This window comes from Bacillus sp. FSL K6-0138 (genome assembly GCF_037982765.1).
Classification (GTDB): domain Bacteria; phylum Bacillota; class Bacilli; order Bacillales; family Bacillaceae; genus Bacillus; species Bacillus glycinifermentans.
Genome location: NZ_CP150286.1, coordinates 2,893,177 through 2,907,860, shown reverse-complemented (window position 1 = coordinate 2,907,860; position 14,684 = coordinate 2,893,177). Strand labels below are relative to the sequence as shown.

Genomic DNA, 14,684 nt, shown 5'->3' with positions numbered 1-14,684 from the left:
GGGTTTGTCTGATCGCCTGCTTATTTTTGGGAATTCGCGATGCATATTTTTCCCACCCGAGGAGATACTGAACTTTGTACAGCAGCTCCTGTAGGGAGGGAAAAAAGTGTCGAGAAATAAAGTTGAAATCTGCGGGGTTGATACATCAAAACTGCCCGTGCTCAAGAATGAAGAGATGAGAAAGTTATTCAAGCAAATGCAGGAAGAAGGAGACCGCTCAGCAAGAGAAAAGCTTGTTAACGGCAATTTGCGCCTTGTCTTAAGCGTCATTCAAAGGTTTAACAACAGAGGAGAATATGTTGATGACTTATTTCAAGTCGGCTGTATCGGACTAATGAAATCAATTGATAATTTTGATCTGAGCCACAATGTTAAGTTTTCAACATACGCTGTACCGATGATCATTGGAGAAATCCGCAGATATTTGCGCGACAACAATCCGATCCGCGTATCGCGGTCACTCAGGGATATCGCGTACAAAGCGCTTCAGGTCAGGGAGCGTCTCATCAGTGAGACAAGCAGGGAGCCGACAGCCGAAGAAATCGCCAAAGTACTGGAAGTCCCTCACGAAGAAATCGTCTTTGCCCTTGATGCCATCCAGGATCCCGTATCGCTGTTTGAGCCGATCTATAATGACGGAGGAGATCCGATCTATGTAATGGATCAAATCAGCGATGAGCGGAACAAAGATTCGCAATGGATTGAAGAGCTTGCTTTAAAAGAGGGCATGAGACGGCTCAATGAGCGCGAAAAAATGATCCTCAGAAAGCGCTTCTTTCAAGGGAAGACGCAAATGGAAGTCGCCGAGGAGATCGGAATTTCCCAGGCCCAGGTATCACGGCTCGAAAAAGCAGCAATTAAACAAATGAATAAGAATATCCATTAAAGCCGCAGACAGCCTGCGGCTTTTACACGTTCACAAGAGGAAAATGATCATTCACATTGCCGTCTTTATAAGCTATAATAAAAGAATTATATTTTCATTTATCAGAATATTTACATAAATAGAGAGAGAGGGGTATAACCATGGTTTTAGAGCTTGAACAAGCGTCATTAAAGCGAAACGGAAAATGGATACTAAAGGGGGTGGACTGGACCGTAAAGGGTGGAGAGCACTGGGCGCTGTACGGTTTAAACGGCGCCGGCAAAACGGCTTTGCTCAATATGCTGTGCGCATACTATTTTCCTACAACAGGGAGGGTGAACGTACTCGGGCATGAGTTCGGCAAATCGGAGCTCGGCGAAAAGCTCCGCCGCAAGATCGGGCTTGTCTCAGCCGCATTGCAGCAAAAGCTCTACCCTGAGGACTCAGCCTTTGAAATCGTCCTCAGCGGCGCATTTGCTTCGATCGGACTGTACCAAACACCGACACAGGACATCAGGGAAAAAGCCATTTCCTTTTTGGAAGAATTCGGGTCGATCGATTATGCGGACAGAAGGTATGAAACGCTGTCACAGGGAGAAAAGCAAAAAGTGCTGATCTCACGGGCGCTAATGGCCGACCCCGAGCTCCTGATTCTTGATGAGCCTGTCACAGGCCTTGATTTCATCGCAAGGGAACAGGTGCTGGAAACGATCGAAAGCATAGCGAAAAAAGAAGGCGCGCCATCGATGCTGTATGTCACTCACCACGCCGAAGAAATTCTTCCGGTTTTCGGCAAAACGCTGCTGCTAAAAAAAGGGGAAGTATTTGCTAAAGGGAAAACGGGAGAAATGATGTGTGACGATGTTTTATCAGCCTTCTTTGAAACGCCTGTAAAAGCCGTCTGGACGGATGGCAGGCCGTATTTATCAAAGAAAAAGCCCGCCAATGTGAACGGATAGATTCAAGGAACGGCGGCTGATGAAAGCGGAAGCCGCCTTCTCTGAGTCTGTATCAAACAAATGCCGCTTTCCAGATCGGCAATGACCTGTTAAGATATAGAAGAACGTCATTAATAAAGGAGTTCATCATCATGATCATCCAATTCATTCGTTACAGATAATGAAAGGTATAGACAAGCGAACGGCACCCACACTGTCGGTTTTTTAACAATCCGATGGAGCGGGTTTATTTGTCTATGCCTTTTTCATTTATCTAACAAACGAATGAATGAGGTGCAGCATGATGAATAAGAAGTTAAAAAGCGCAGCGCTTATGAAGAGGCATGAGATGATGTTTCAATGCCCGCTTTGCGCCGCAGATATGACCGTTATCGATTTAAAAAGTTTAATTTGCAGAAACAGGCATACATTTGACATTGCAAAAGCGGGGTATTTGAATGTCGTGCAGCATTCTTCCGCTGTCAAATATGACAAAGATTTGTTTGAAGCAAGGAGAGCAATAGCCGCCGGCGGCTTTTTTGAACCGCTCGAAAGAATGGTCACAGACCGGATGAAACAAGCACGCCTGCCGTCCGGCAAAACCGTTACAATCCTTGATGCAGGCTGCGGAGAAGGCTCTCATTTGGCGAGAATTACCGAAAAACTTCAATCGCGCTCAGGGCTGTCCCTTCTTGGCGTCGGAATGGATTTGTCGAAAACGGGGATTTTGGCGGCGGCCAAGCATGAAAGAGAGGCGATTTGGTGTGTCGCCGATCTGGCAAACGCCCCGTTTCGGAACCGTTCAATCGATGTGATCCTCAATATTTTGTCGCCTTCCAATTATGCGGAATTTAAGCGGCTGTTATCAGACGACGGCATCGTCATCAAAGCGATTCCAAAGGGCGGCCATCTGAAGGAATTAAGGGAAGCCTTCTACGATGCCCCGGAAAAGCCGTCCCGGTCCGACCCGGCAGACCGATTCCGCGCGCACTTTGACCTGAAAGACAGGACGGACTATTTACCGCACTGTTTTAGACCGGCAGCAGCTCCTGCCGCTCATCAAAATGACGCCTTTATCCTGGAACGCAGAGAAGGAACGAATCGCATCCTTTGCAAAAAAAGAATCGGCTTCCATTACCGTTCACCTTGATATTTTAATCGGCGGAAAAAAAGCTGAATAAAGTAACCGAAAAGGCAGTCTAAATAAGAGACTGCCTTTCATATAAATAGAAAAGGACAGCTGATGATAAGGGAGGCGCGCTTAAAAAAGATGATGAACATTTCCGAATTCCAGGTGAAGGATGTTGTCAATGTGTCAAACGGAAAAAAGCTCGGCAGCATCGGCGACATTGACATCAATGTTACAACCGGGAAAATCCAGGCGATCGTGATCGGGGGAACGGGGAAAGTATTCGGATTTTTCGGAAAAGAAGAGGAGATTGTCATTCCGTGGCGAAATATAGTTAAAATTGGGGAAGACGTCATTTTAGTTCGTTTAAGCTAATCATATTTCAAAAAATACATTTCGTTTAGTTTTTTGAAACGAAACTAAACGAAAGCGGAAAGTTGTGTTAAAATAGGAGCGATATGATGTAAGAATAAGACGTTTGTCGAAAGGCTGATCAGCATGAGTACATATAAACCCTTTCGTCTTGATGCTCCGTCATTGCTTTTGATCGAGGATTGGGATCAGCCGGCGGAAGCCGGCGGAGCGATTACAGCGGGATTTACGACAAAAAACGGCGGGGAAAGTAAGCCGCCTTTTCAATCATTAAATACAGGGCTGCACGTTCAGGATGATGAACGGCATGTCGAAAAGAACCGAAAAAAGATTGCCGGCTTTCTGCAAACAGATCTGCGTAACTGGGTGTTTGCGGACCAGACGCACGAAGACCGCATTCAAAAAGTGACGCGCGAACATGAAGGCAGAGGCGCTTTCCAATATGACACGGCTTTAGAGGCAACAGACGGGCTTTATACAAATGAGAAAAATCTATTTTTAGCGCTCTGTTTTGCCGATTGCGTTCCTGTTTATTTTTACGACCCTGTGCGCTCGCTTGCCGGTGTCGCCCACGCGGGATGGAAAGGAACCGTCAAGGGAATTGCCGGGAAAATGGTTGAAACCTGGGTCACCTGTGAAGGGTCTAATCCAGGGGATATCCAAGCCGTGATCGGCCCTTCGATCGGCGCTTGCTGTTACACGGTGGACGACCGTGTCATCAACAAAGTGAAACAGCTTCCGCTTCAAGAGGTAGACAAAGCTTTTTTGCCGGCTGAAGAAGGGGAGTACAGCCTGGAACTGAAAGAAGTGAACAGGCAGCTTCTTATACATGCGGGAATTCCCGACGCGCAAATTAAAGTCAGTTCGCTGTGCACAAGCTGCGAGCGTTCCCTGTTTTTCTCCCACCGCAGAGACCGGGGAAAGACGGGACGGATGATGTCCTTCATCGGGTTAAAGGAGGTATAGCTAACAGGTGGATGTAAAAAGCAATCTACGACATATACAGGATAGAATAGACGAAGCGTGTAAAAGGGCGGGAAGATCGCCCGGCGAGGTATCCATCATCGCTGTTACCAAATACGTCTCGCCCGAGAGAGCGCGGGAGGCGCTTGATGCAGGGATCAAGCATTTGGGTGAAAACCGGGATTCCGGGCTGCTTCATAAGCATGAGATGCTGAAGGACGACGGTCCGGTATGGCATTTTATCGGAACGCTGCAAACGAGAAAAGTAAAAGCGGTTATCGATCACGTTTCATATATTCATTCTTTGGACAGGCTTTCGCTTGCGGATGAAATCCAAAAAAGGGCGGGAAAACCGGTTGACTGTTTCGTGCAGGTCAATACGTCCCTTGAGCCTTCAAAACACGGCATGGCGAAAGGAGAGGTTCTTCCTTTTGTGAAAAAACTGTCCGCGTATGAAAACATCAGAATCGTCGGGCTGATGACGATGGCGCCGTATACGGACGACGAGGCGGAAATCAGAAACTGTTTTCGCCAGCTGAGAGAGCTGCGAGACGAGGTTCGGAAGCTGGATCAATGGAACGCGCCTTGCAGCGAGCTGTCGATGGGAATGTCGAATGATTTTACAATCGCTGTCGAGGAAGGCGCGACATTCGTCAGAATCGGATCTTCCTTAGTCGGAAATGAAACTGGAGGTGGACAATCATGAGTCTTAAAAACAAGTTCAAAAACTTTTTTTCCTTGGATGATGAGGAATATGAATACGAATATATTGAAACAGACAGGGAGGAAATCCCTGAAGAAGAGGAATCAAAAGACAGAACCGCCTACCAGTCAAAAGCGGCTGGGAAGCAGAATGTCGTAAGTTTGCAAAGCGTGCAAAAATCTTCTAAAGTAGTGTTAAGTGAGCCTCGGGTGTACGCGGAAGCCCAGGAAATAGCAGACCACGTGAAAAACCGCCGCTCCGTCGTCGTCAACCTGCAGCGCATTCAGCACGACCAGGCCAAAAGAATCGTCGATTTCTTAAGCGGAACGGTCTACGCCCTCGGCGGCGATATTCAGCGGATCGGATCTGACATCTTTTTATGCACGCCTGAAAACGTCGATGTATCCGGCACGATTTCCGAGCTCATAGAAGAAGAACATCAGAGGTGGTAAATCGCAGATGATCCTACTTTATAACATTTTAAGCTCGCTTTTGACCGTTTATTCCTTTGCGCTGATCATTTACATCTTTATGTCCTGGGTGCCGAACGCCCGGGAAACATCGATCGGCAGGGTGCTGGCATCTTTATGCGAACCGTATCTTGAGCCGTTCAGAAAAATCATTCCGCCGATCGGCATGATTGACATTTCTCCGATCGTGGCGATTTTCGTCCTGAATTTTGCAAAAACTGGGCTTGCTGCGGTTTTCAGGATGCTTTCTTCGATTTAAGCGCTTGTCCAGTAAGGACTGCGGAATCAAGACTTGCAGCATCTTGAGCGCCGCCATCGGGATGAGCGGGCAAGCTTTGGGCTTGGCCTTTAAAAGCCGGGCCTCTTTACATAGAAAGGGAAGACGATGAGCGATATTTACCAGCATTTCAGAAAAGACGAAGAGCCATTCATCGACCAGGTGCTCGAATGGAAAAGAATCGTGACAGAACAATACCGGATGAAGCTGACCGATTTTCTCGATCCTCGGGAACAGGTCATCGTAACATCCGTCATCGGCCGGTCGGACGAAGTCAAGCTGGCTTTTTGCGGCGGCTATCCCGAAGCAGAGCGGAAACGGGCCGTGCTTTATCCGGAATATATAGAGCCTGATGCGGAAGACTTTCAGCTTCAGGCCTGGGAAGTGGCGTATCCGGAGAAGTTTGCTTCGATTGAGCATCGCGAGCTTCTCGGGTCGCTGATGGGGATCGGGCTGAAAAGGCAAAAATTCGGCGACCTCATCTTTTCGGGAGAAACGCGGCAGTTTATTTGTTCAGAGGAAGTTGCCGATTTCGTTTTTTCCCAGCTGACTCATGTCGGGAGGGTGAAGGTGTCTCTTGAAAAAATTCCGCTTTCAAAGCTTAAAGTCCCTGAACAAGATGTCGAAATAAGAGATGACACAGTTTCATCCTTGAGGCTTGATGCACTTTGCTCGTCGGTGAGCAGACAATCCCGGCAAAAAGCGCAGACGCTTGTCAAAAACGGTCTTGTGAAAGTGAACTGGAAGGTGGTCGATGATCCTTCTTATTCGCTCGCGGAAGGGGACATGCTGTCTGTCCGCGGATTCGGCCGTTTCACGCTGAAAAGCATTGACGGGAAAACGAAAAAGGGCAAGTGGAGAGTAACGTTTGCAAAACAAAAATAAGCCGTTTTACAGTTTTTTTCTCCGTCCGGTCGAATTTTGCTTTATAATGTTGAATAGGACGTTTGTACATACAGAAAAATAATGGAGGTGGGCAGAATGCCTTTGACGCCAAATGATATTCATAATAAGACATTTACCAAAGCGTTCCGCGGCTATGATGAAGACGAAGTGAACGAATTTCTGAACCAGGTGAGAAAAGACTACGAAATCGTTCTCCGCAAAAAAACGGAGCTTGAAGCAAAGGTAAATGAGCTTGATGAGCGTCTCGGACACTTTTCAACGATTGAAGAGACGTTGAATAAATCGATTCTTGTCGCACAGGAAGCAGCAGAGGACGTAAAGCGCAGCTCTGAAAAAGAAGCGAAGCTCATCGTCCGCGAAGCTGAGAAGAACGCAGACCGGATCATCAATGAAGCATTGTCCAAATCGAGAAAGATCGCCATGGAAATCGAAGAGCTGAAAAAACAGTCAAAAGTATTCAGAACCCGCTTCCAAATGCTGATCGAAGCACAGCTTGACCTTCTGAAAAACGATGATTGGGATCATTTGCTCGAATACGAAGTGGACGCTGTCATGGATGAAAGGGAATAGATTTTCCGTTCAATCTTGACATGTTTGTGCCAATTCGCATATAATACGTTCATAAAATCGAGATGAAAAACGTTTGAGAGGGACCGGCATCAATTCCAATAAAGCAATCGAAGCGACCCGGGGGCGGTGTGAGCCCGGGATTGCCGGAATTTTTGCGAATCAGCCCTCAAGTTTCCTTTCTGAACCTTGCAGTAGGAAAGGACGTCCCGTCACGTTACGATGTTTGAGCGGATAAGCCGAAATCAGGCTTATCTAAAAGGGTGGTACCGCGAGATCAAAGCCTTCTCGTCCCTTATGGGATGAAAAGGCTTTTTTTGTTTTAGAAAAATGGTTTGGAGGAATGGGAATGGATTACAAAGATACGCTCTTGATGCCGAAGACGGATTTTCCAATGAGGGGAAACCTGCCGAAGCGGGAGCCTGAGATTCAGGAAAAATGGGAGGACATGGACATCTACCGCCTCGTTCAGCAACGGACGGAAGGAAGACCGCTGTTTGTCCTGCATGACGGACCTCCGTATGCGAACGGCGACATCCATATGGGGCATGCCCTCAATAAAATCATGAAGGATATCATCGTCCGTTCCAAATCGATGAACGGCTATCATGCGCCATATGTGCCCGGCTGGGACACTCACGGGCTGCCGATTGAAACAGCCCTTACGAAAAACAAAAAAGTAAAGCGCAAAGAAATGTCTGTAGCCGAATTCCGCAAGCTTTGCGAAGAGTATGCGTGGCAGCAGATCGAAGGCCAAAAAGCGCAATTTAAGCGCCTCGGCGTCAGAGGGGATTGGAAAAATCCGTATGTGACGCTAAAACCTGAGTTTGAAGCGCAGCAAATTAAAGTGTTCGGCGAAATGGCGAAAAAAGGCTATATTTACAAAGGCTTAAAGCCTGTTTACTGGTCCCCTTCAAGCGAATCCGCTTTGGCTGAAGCGGAAATCGAATATTACGACAAACGCTCACCGTCGATCTATGTTGCGTTTGACGTAAAGGACGGAAAAGGCGTTTTGACAAACGGCGAAAAATTCATCATCTGGACGACAACGCCTTGGACGATCCCGGCAAACCTTGGAATCGCCGTGCATCCTGATTTGGAATACAGCGTCGTCGCTTCAGGCGGCTCACGCTATGTCATCGCAAGCGCATTGGTCGACAGCACGGCACAAACGCTCGGCTTTGAAAATCCGGAAGTCGTCAAGACGGTAAAAGGAAAAGATTTGGAACACATCACAGCCATCCATCCGTTATACGGCAGAGACTCGCTCGTCATGCTCGGCGAGCACGTGACGACAGACGCCGGTACAGGGTGCGTTCATACCGCTCCCGGACACGGGGAAGACGACTTTATCATCGGCCAGAAATACGGCCTTGACGTTTTGTGCCCTGTCGATGAGAAAGGAAACATGACAAGCGAGGCGCCGGGATTTGAAGGACTGTTTTACGATCAGGCCAACAAGGCGATTACGGAAAAGCTTGAAGAAAACGGCGCTTTGATGAAGCTTGATTTCATCACCCACTCTTATCCGCACGACTGGAGAACGAAAAAACCGACGATTTTCCGCGCGACTGCGCAATGGTTTGCGTCAATCAAAGACTTCAGGGACGAGCTGCTCGAAGCCGTTAAGGAAACAAAATGGATGCCTGAATGGGGCGAAACGCGCCTTTACAATATGATTCGCGATCGCGGCGACTGGTGTATTTCAAGACAGCGCGCATGGGGCGTGCCGATTCCGGTATTCTACGCCGAAAACGGTGAACCGATCATTACCGATGAAACGATCGAACACGTTTCTGAATTGTTCAGGGGGCACGGATCAAACATTTGGTTTGAAAAAGAGGCGAATGAGCTGCTTCCTGAAGGCTTTACACACCCTGGAAGCCCGAATGGCAAGTTCACGAAAGAGCAGGATATCATGGATGTCTGGTTTGATTCCGGTTCATCCCACCAGGCCGTGTTAGTAGAACGGGAAGAACTGGTAAGGCCTGCCGACTTATATCTTGAAGGCTCTGACCAATACCGCGGCTGGTTCAACTCATCGATTTCAACAGCGGTCGCCGTAACCGGAAAAGCGCCGTATAAAGGCGTCCTGTCTCACGGATTTGCGCTCGACGGAGAAGGTCGCAAAATGAGCAAGTCGCTCGGCAATGTCGTCGTTCCGGCTAAAATCATGAACCAGTTCGGCGCCGATATTTTGAGGCTGTGGGTGGCATCTGTGGACTATCAAGCAGACGTCCGCGTATCTGACGCGATTTTGAAGCAAGTCGCTGAAGTGTACCGGAAAATCCGCAACACGTTCCGCTTCCTTCACGGGAACATTGCCGATTTTGATCCGGCAAAAGATGCGGTTCCTGTAAAGGATCTCCGTGAAGTGGATCAGTATATGCTGATCAAGCTGAACAACGTCATCGAAAAAGTCAAAAAAGCGTACGAAGAATACGAATTTGCCGTGATCTACCATACGATCCACAACTTCTGCGCGATCGAGCTCAGCTCGTTCTATATGGATTTCGCTAAAGATGTCGTCTATATTCAGCATGCGGATCAAAAAGACCGCCGCTCAATGCAGACCGTGTTCTACGAAACATTGGTCGCACTCGTTAAGCTCGTTACGCCGATCCTGCCGCATACGGCAGAAGAAATGTGGAGCCACTTCACATTTGTAACGGAAAAAAGCGTGCAGCTTACAGATATGCCGGAAACAAAAGAAATTCCGAATGCGAAAGAGACGGAAGAAAAATTCGACCGTTTCATGAACCTTCGCGACGATGTGTTAAAGGCGCTTGAAACAGCGCGGAACGAAAAGGTGATCGGAAAATCTTCCGTTGCCAGCCTGATCCTGTATCCAACGGAACAGTCAAGGGCGCTGCTTTCTTCGATCAAGGAAGATTTGAAACAGCTCTTTATCGTTTCCGAATTGACCATCGCCGAAACGGAAGCTCCGGAAGATGCGCAAACGTTTGAGACGGGTAAAATCGTCGTTAAACAGGCGGAAGGCGAGACTTGCGAACGGTGCCGCATGGTTTCTAAAGAAATCGGCCATGATCCTGATCATCCTGAGCTTTGCCCTCGCTGTGCAGAGATCGTCAAAACGTATTATTAACATTACCCAAAGCGGTTCGGACATCCGGGCCGCTTTTTTTTGCCGGCAAAACAGCGGCGCTTTCCCAAACCTGACACTGTTTTGAACGTCAGGAAAAATCTTATGGGCTTTGAGATCTGCATTGTCGGTAACACTAAAAGCACAACGATAAAAGCAGGAGTTGATGCAGGAGTGAACAATCAGCTGGCAAACATACAAGACGAACTTCTTCAAATGAAGCAGGAACTTGAATCACGGTTGTTTGAGTATTCATTTTTTCAGCAAGGTTCTCAGGTAAACCGGTCCTATCAGCAGGCGACTCTTATATACCATGTGAAAGAAGAACTCCAGGATGTGCTTTTAGCCCTTTCAAAAATAGAAAACGGAACGTATGGGATTTGCGAAGAAACAGGAAAGGTGATCCCGTATTCAAAGATGGCCGTTTTGCCGACGGCAAGGACGGCGGATGACTTTTTGTACCATATCCAGTTTGAGAAAAAGACGCTTCCTATTTGGGCTGAAACAGATGAAACGTACGATGAGGCGCTTTATTCGTAATGTTGGAAAGAGGGCAGGCGGTCCGCCCTCTTTTAAGGATGTCAATGATTATTCCTTTACTCCTTTTCTTTTTCTTGATAAAATGCTTAAATGAAGAGAAACAGAAACTGGAGGAACGGTTTGTGCCTTATTACATACTTGCATTGTTTATTATCGGCATCGATCAATTAACGAAATGGCTTGTCGTGAGCAACATGGTATACGGGGAAAGCATTCCGGTCATCGGCAGCTTCCTGCAGATCACGTCACATCGGAATACCGGCGCGGCATGGGGAATTCTCGCCGGTCAGATGTGGTTTTTTTACATCATTACAACGGTTGTGATAATCGGCATCATCTACTACATCCAAAAGCATGCAAAAGGGCAAAAACTGCTCGGCATCTCGCTCGGTTTGATGCTCGGCGGTGCAATCGGCAATTTTATCGACCGCGTGTTCAGACAAGAGGTTGTCGATTTTATACATGTAACGATCGTCAACTATCATTATCCGATTTTTAATGTTGCCGATTCGTCTTTATGCATCGGCGTCCTGCTTTTGTTTGTGCAAATGCTGTTAGACGGAAAGAAGAAGAAGGAGCTGTAACATGGAGCAATACGAAATGACCGTTCAAAACGACCATAAAGGCGAACGGATTGATAAATACTTGACCGCGATGGAATCGGACTGGTCGCGGACACAAGTTCAGCAGTGGATTAAAGAAGACCGCGTTCATGTGAACGAAAAGGCTGTCAAAGCAAACTACAAAGTTCAGCCGGGCGATGTCGTGAAAGTCGATGTCCCTGACCCTGAACCGCTCGACGTTTTGGCTGAACCGATGGATCTAGATATTTATTATGAAGACCAGGATGTCCTTGTCGTCAACAAACCGCGCGGGATGGTCGTCCATCCGGCTCCCGGCCATCTGACGGGAACGCTTGTCAACGGCTTGATGGCGCATTGCGATGATCTGTCAGGCATCAACGGCGTCATGCGTCCGGGGATCGTACACCGGATTGATAAAGATACGTCAGGGCTTTTGATGGTTGCCAAAAATGATATGGCCCATGAGTCCCTCGTATCCCAGCTTGTCAATAAGACGGTGACAAGAATCTATACGGCGCTCGTTCATGGCGTTATTCCCCATGACCACGGAACGATCGATGCGCCGATCGGAAGAGATAAAAAAGACCGGCAGAGCATGACGGTCACAAGGGAAAACGGAAAGCATGCGGTGACTCATTTCGAAGTGAAAGAGCGGTTTGACGATTTTACCGTGGTTGAATGCCGGCTGGAGACTGGAAGAACCCATCAGATTCGGGTGCATATGAAATACATCGGCTTTCCGCTTGCCGGAGACCCGAAATACGGACCGAAGAAAACGATCGATTTCAACGGACAGGCTCTGCATGCCGGTGTTTTAGGATTTGATCATCCTCGGACAGGGGAATATATCGAATTTAAGGCGCCCCTGCCTGACGATATGAAAAATCTTCTCGACAAACTTCGAAATAATCATTGACAGACGATTTCTTTTTTGAAATAATAAACGAAGTTAGAACAGATTCTTTAACACAGTCCAGAGAGGCTGAGAAGGATATCGGACAAGTGAATGGGTATATTCGCTTTAAAGACCCCTCTCTGCCTGCCAGAAGGGGTTTTTGTTTTATCCTTTTAACAAGAGATGAGGTGCATCTGTCATGGAAGGGCAGGAAAAGGCTGTTGTACTTGACGAACAGGCGATCAGAAGGGCGCTGACAAGAATCGCCCACGAAATGATCGAACGAAACAAGGGAATGAACAACTGCATCCTCGTCGGAATCAAGACGAGAGGGATTTATTTGGCAAAGCGCCTTGCCGAACGAATCGAACAAATTGAAGGAAACAAAGTGACCGTCGGAGAACTCGACATTACGCTGTACAGAGACGATCTGTCCAAAAAAACGGCCAATGAGGAACCGCTGGTCAAAGGCGCGGATATTCCGGTTGACATTACCGATCAAAAGGTGATCGTCGTCGATGATGTCCTCTACACGGGACGGACGGTCAGAGCGGCGATGGACGCGCTAGTAGACGTCGGACGGCCTTCTGCAATACAGCTCGCCGTCCTCGTTGACCGAGGTCATAGGGAGCTGCCGATCAGGGCTGACTTCATCGGAAAAAACATTCCGACTTCAAAATCCGAAAAGGTCATGGTTCAGCTCGAAGAAGTTGACGGCCGCGACCTTGCGGCGATTTATAAAAAATGAATGATTATATCCTTTTTTAAGTGCATTCCAGAGAGTTTGCAAAGAGGGATTAGACGGGACAGTCACTTCATAGCAGTGACAATTTTGGTCTGCCTCTTTGCGCATATGCAAAGAGGCTTTTTTAATGGTCGTTATCTTTACCGGATTTAAGACATCATAGAAAATGAGTCGATCATCAGGAGGAAAAATTATGAGTCAGAAAAACGTTAACTTAGATGTAAGAGAAGTGCCAAAACCGCTGAATTGGCTTTCATTCAGTCTTCAGCATTTGTTCGCCATGTTCGGATCGACCATCCTCGTGCCGAAACTGGTCGGCTTGAGCCCGGGTGTCGCGCTGATTACGAGCGGACTCGGGACACTCGCATACCTGTTGATTACAAAAGGACAGATTCCCGCTTACTTAGGATCATCGTTCGCGTTTATCGCCCCGATCCTTGCGGCTAAAGCTGCCGGCGGCCCTGGAGCAGCCATGATCGGCGCGTTTATGGCCGGGATTGTCTACGGGCTGATCGCCTTATTCATTCAGCGGCTCGGCACGGGCTGGCTGATGAAGCTTCTGCCGCCGATTGTCATCGGACCGGTCATCATCGTCATCGGGCTCGGACTGGCGAGCACGGCGGTTAATATGGCGATGTACGAAAATCCGAATGCCGAAACGCTCGTATACAGCGCAAAACACTTCGGCGTAGCCGGGTTTACGCTTGCCGTGACGATCGTATGCGCAATCTTCCTGCGCGGTTTTTTCAGCCTGATACCGGTACTTATAGGAATCATCTGCGGATACTTGTTCGCCCTCACGCAAGGAATCGTCGACTTTCAAATGGTGGCGGATGCCAAATGGTTCGCGGTTCCGGATTTCGTTCTGCCGTTTGTTGATTATACGCCGACCACCGCAGCTGCCGTCATCGGACTGGCCATGGTGCCCGTCGCATTCGTAACCATGTCCGAGCATATCGGACACCAGATGGTTCTAAGCAAAGTCGTCGGCCGGGATTTCATTAAAAAGCCCGGGCTCCATCGCTCCATCTTAGGAGACAGCGTCGCGACGATGATCGCTTCTTGCATCGGCGGGCCGCCGACAACGACATATGGAGAAAACATCGGCGTTTTGGCGATCACGAGGGTCTTCAGCGTGTTCGTCATCGGCGGAGCCGCCGTCATTGCATTGTGCTTCGGTTTCGTCGGCAAAATTTCCGCGCTGATCAGCTCGGTTCCTTCAGCCGTCATGGGAGGCGTGTCCTTCCTGCTCTTCGGCATCATCGCATCAAGCGGGCTCCGCATGCTGATTGACAATAAAATCGATTTGGAAAACAAACGAAACTTGATCATTTCATCCGTCATTCTCGTCATCGGGGTCGGCGGCGCATTCATCAAAATCTCCGGATTTGAGCTGTCCAGCATGGCGCTTGCCGCAATCGTCGGCGTGATCTTAAACCTTGTTCTGCCGGAATCAAAAGAAGATCAGGGTGGGACAGAAGCTTAAAAAACGCATACGGAAGACCTTTTAAATGAAGTCCAGAGAGGCTTGAAAGGGTTGTTGAAAGGGAAGTGCATAAGCGCATTCTCTGATTCACTATACCCCAAGCCATACGGCCTGGGGTTTTTTTATAAAAACATTCAATGA

Annotated in this window: 16 protein-coding genes and 1 other annotated feature; all 16 genes read left to right on the top strand. The window is 48.1% G+C overall.

Annotated elements, in window-relative coordinates:
* Positions 1–106 precede the first annotated feature (106 nt).
* The 16 genes from sigG (at position 107) to pyrP (ending at position 14,543) form a co-directional block, all read left to right on the top strand.
* Positions 107–886 carry an RNA polymerase sporulation sigma factor SigG gene (gene sigG, locus MHB78_RS15475; RefSeq protein ID WP_046130718.1) on the top strand — a complete coding sequence of 260 codons (780 nt, stop codon included), beginning with the start codon at positions 107–109 and terminating at the stop codon, positions 884–886.
* Positions 887–1,026: 140 nt separating this feature from the next.
* Positions 1,027–1,824 (top strand): ABC transporter ATP-binding protein, encoded by a 798-nt coding sequence (locus MHB78_RS15470; RefSeq protein WP_046130717.1) that lies wholly within the window; start codon positions 1,027–1,029, stop codon positions 1,822–1,824.
* Between the two features lie 280 nt (positions 1,825–2,104).
* Positions 2,105–2,953, top strand: a complete 849-nt coding sequence (locus MHB78_RS15465; protein WP_241657050.1) for a putative RNA methyltransferase — start codon at positions 2,105–2,107, stop codon at positions 2,951–2,953.
* A 120-nt stretch (positions 2,954–3,073) separates the two neighbouring features.
* Complete coding sequence (locus tag MHB78_RS15460; RefSeq protein WP_046130773.1) at positions 3,074–3,307, top strand: YlmC/YmxH family sporulation protein; 234 nt, start codon at positions 3,074–3,076, stop codon at positions 3,305–3,307.
* Positions 3,308–3,430: 123 nt separating this feature from the next.
* Complete coding sequence (gene pgeF, locus MHB78_RS15455) at positions 3,431–4,270, top strand: peptidoglycan editing factor PgeF (protein ID WP_046130716.1); 840 nt, start codon at positions 3,431–3,433, stop codon at positions 4,268–4,270.
* A gap of 7 nt (positions 4,271–4,277) precedes the next feature.
* Positions 4,278–4,973 carry a YggS family pyridoxal phosphate-dependent enzyme gene (locus MHB78_RS15450; protein ID WP_046130715.1) on the top strand — a complete coding sequence of 232 codons (696 nt, stop codon included), beginning with the start codon at positions 4,278–4,280 and terminating at the stop codon, positions 4,971–4,973.
* Complete coding sequence (sepF, locus tag MHB78_RS15445) at positions 4,970–5,422, top strand: cell division protein SepF (protein ID WP_046130714.1); 453 nt, start codon at positions 4,970–4,972, stop codon at positions 5,420–5,422. The genes MHB78_RS15450 and sepF overlap by 4 nt, the downstream gene beginning before the upstream one ends.
* Before the next feature lie 7 nt (positions 5,423–5,429).
* Positions 5,430–5,699: a YggT family protein gene (locus tag MHB78_RS15440; RefSeq protein ID WP_046130713.1), complete on the top strand. Its 270-nt coding sequence runs from the start codon at positions 5,430–5,432 to the stop codon at positions 5,697–5,699.
* Between the two features lie 126 nt (positions 5,700–5,825).
* Positions 5,826–6,602 carry an RNA-binding protein gene (locus MHB78_RS15435; RefSeq protein WP_046130712.1) on the top strand — a complete coding sequence of 259 codons (777 nt, stop codon included), beginning with the start codon at positions 5,826–5,828 and terminating at the stop codon, positions 6,600–6,602.
* A gap of 96 nt (positions 6,603–6,698) precedes the next feature.
* Positions 6,699–7,193: a DivIVA domain-containing protein gene (locus tag MHB78_RS15430; protein WP_046130711.1), complete on the top strand. Its 495-nt coding sequence runs from the start codon at positions 6,699–6,701 to the stop codon at positions 7,191–7,193.
* A 63-nt stretch (positions 7,194–7,256) separates the two neighbouring features.
* Positions 7,257–7,489 (top strand) — a binding site (T-box leader).
* Positions 7,490–7,539: 50 nt separating this feature from the next.
* Positions 7,540–10,296: an isoleucine--tRNA ligase gene (ileS, locus tag MHB78_RS15425; RefSeq protein ID WP_046130710.1), complete on the top strand. Its 2,757-nt coding sequence runs from the start codon at positions 7,540–7,542 to the stop codon at positions 10,294–10,296.
* A 171-nt stretch (positions 10,297–10,467) separates the two neighbouring features.
* On the top strand, positions 10,468–10,833 hold the full coding sequence (locus MHB78_RS15420) for a hypothetical protein (protein ID WP_046130772.1): 366 nt from the start codon (positions 10,468–10,470) through the stop codon (positions 10,831–10,833).
* A 44-nt stretch (positions 10,834–10,877) separates the two neighbouring features.
* Complete coding sequence (gene lspA / locus MHB78_RS15415) at positions 10,878–11,417, top strand: signal peptidase II (RefSeq protein ID WP_236809822.1); 540 nt, start codon at positions 10,878–10,880, stop codon at positions 11,415–11,417.
* A gap of 1 nt (position 11,418) precedes the next feature.
* Positions 11,419–12,333 (top strand): RluA family pseudouridine synthase, encoded by a 915-nt coding sequence (locus MHB78_RS15410; RefSeq protein WP_046130709.1) that lies wholly within the window; start codon positions 11,419–11,421, stop codon positions 12,331–12,333.
* 178 nt (positions 12,334–12,511) lie between these two features.
* The gene (gene pyrR, locus MHB78_RS15405) at positions 12,512–13,060 is read left to right on the top strand and encodes a bifunctional pyr operon transcriptional regulator/uracil phosphoribosyltransferase PyrR (RefSeq protein ID WP_046130708.1); all 549 of its coding nucleotides are present in this window, start codon (positions 12,512–12,514) and stop codon (positions 13,058–13,060) included.
* A gap of 190 nt (positions 13,061–13,250) precedes the next feature.
* Positions 13,251–14,543, top strand: a complete 1,293-nt coding sequence (gene pyrP, locus MHB78_RS15400; protein ID WP_046130707.1) for a uracil permease PyrP — start codon at positions 13,251–13,253, stop codon at positions 14,541–14,543.
* The last annotated feature ends 141 nt before the right edge of the window (positions 14,544–14,684 follow it).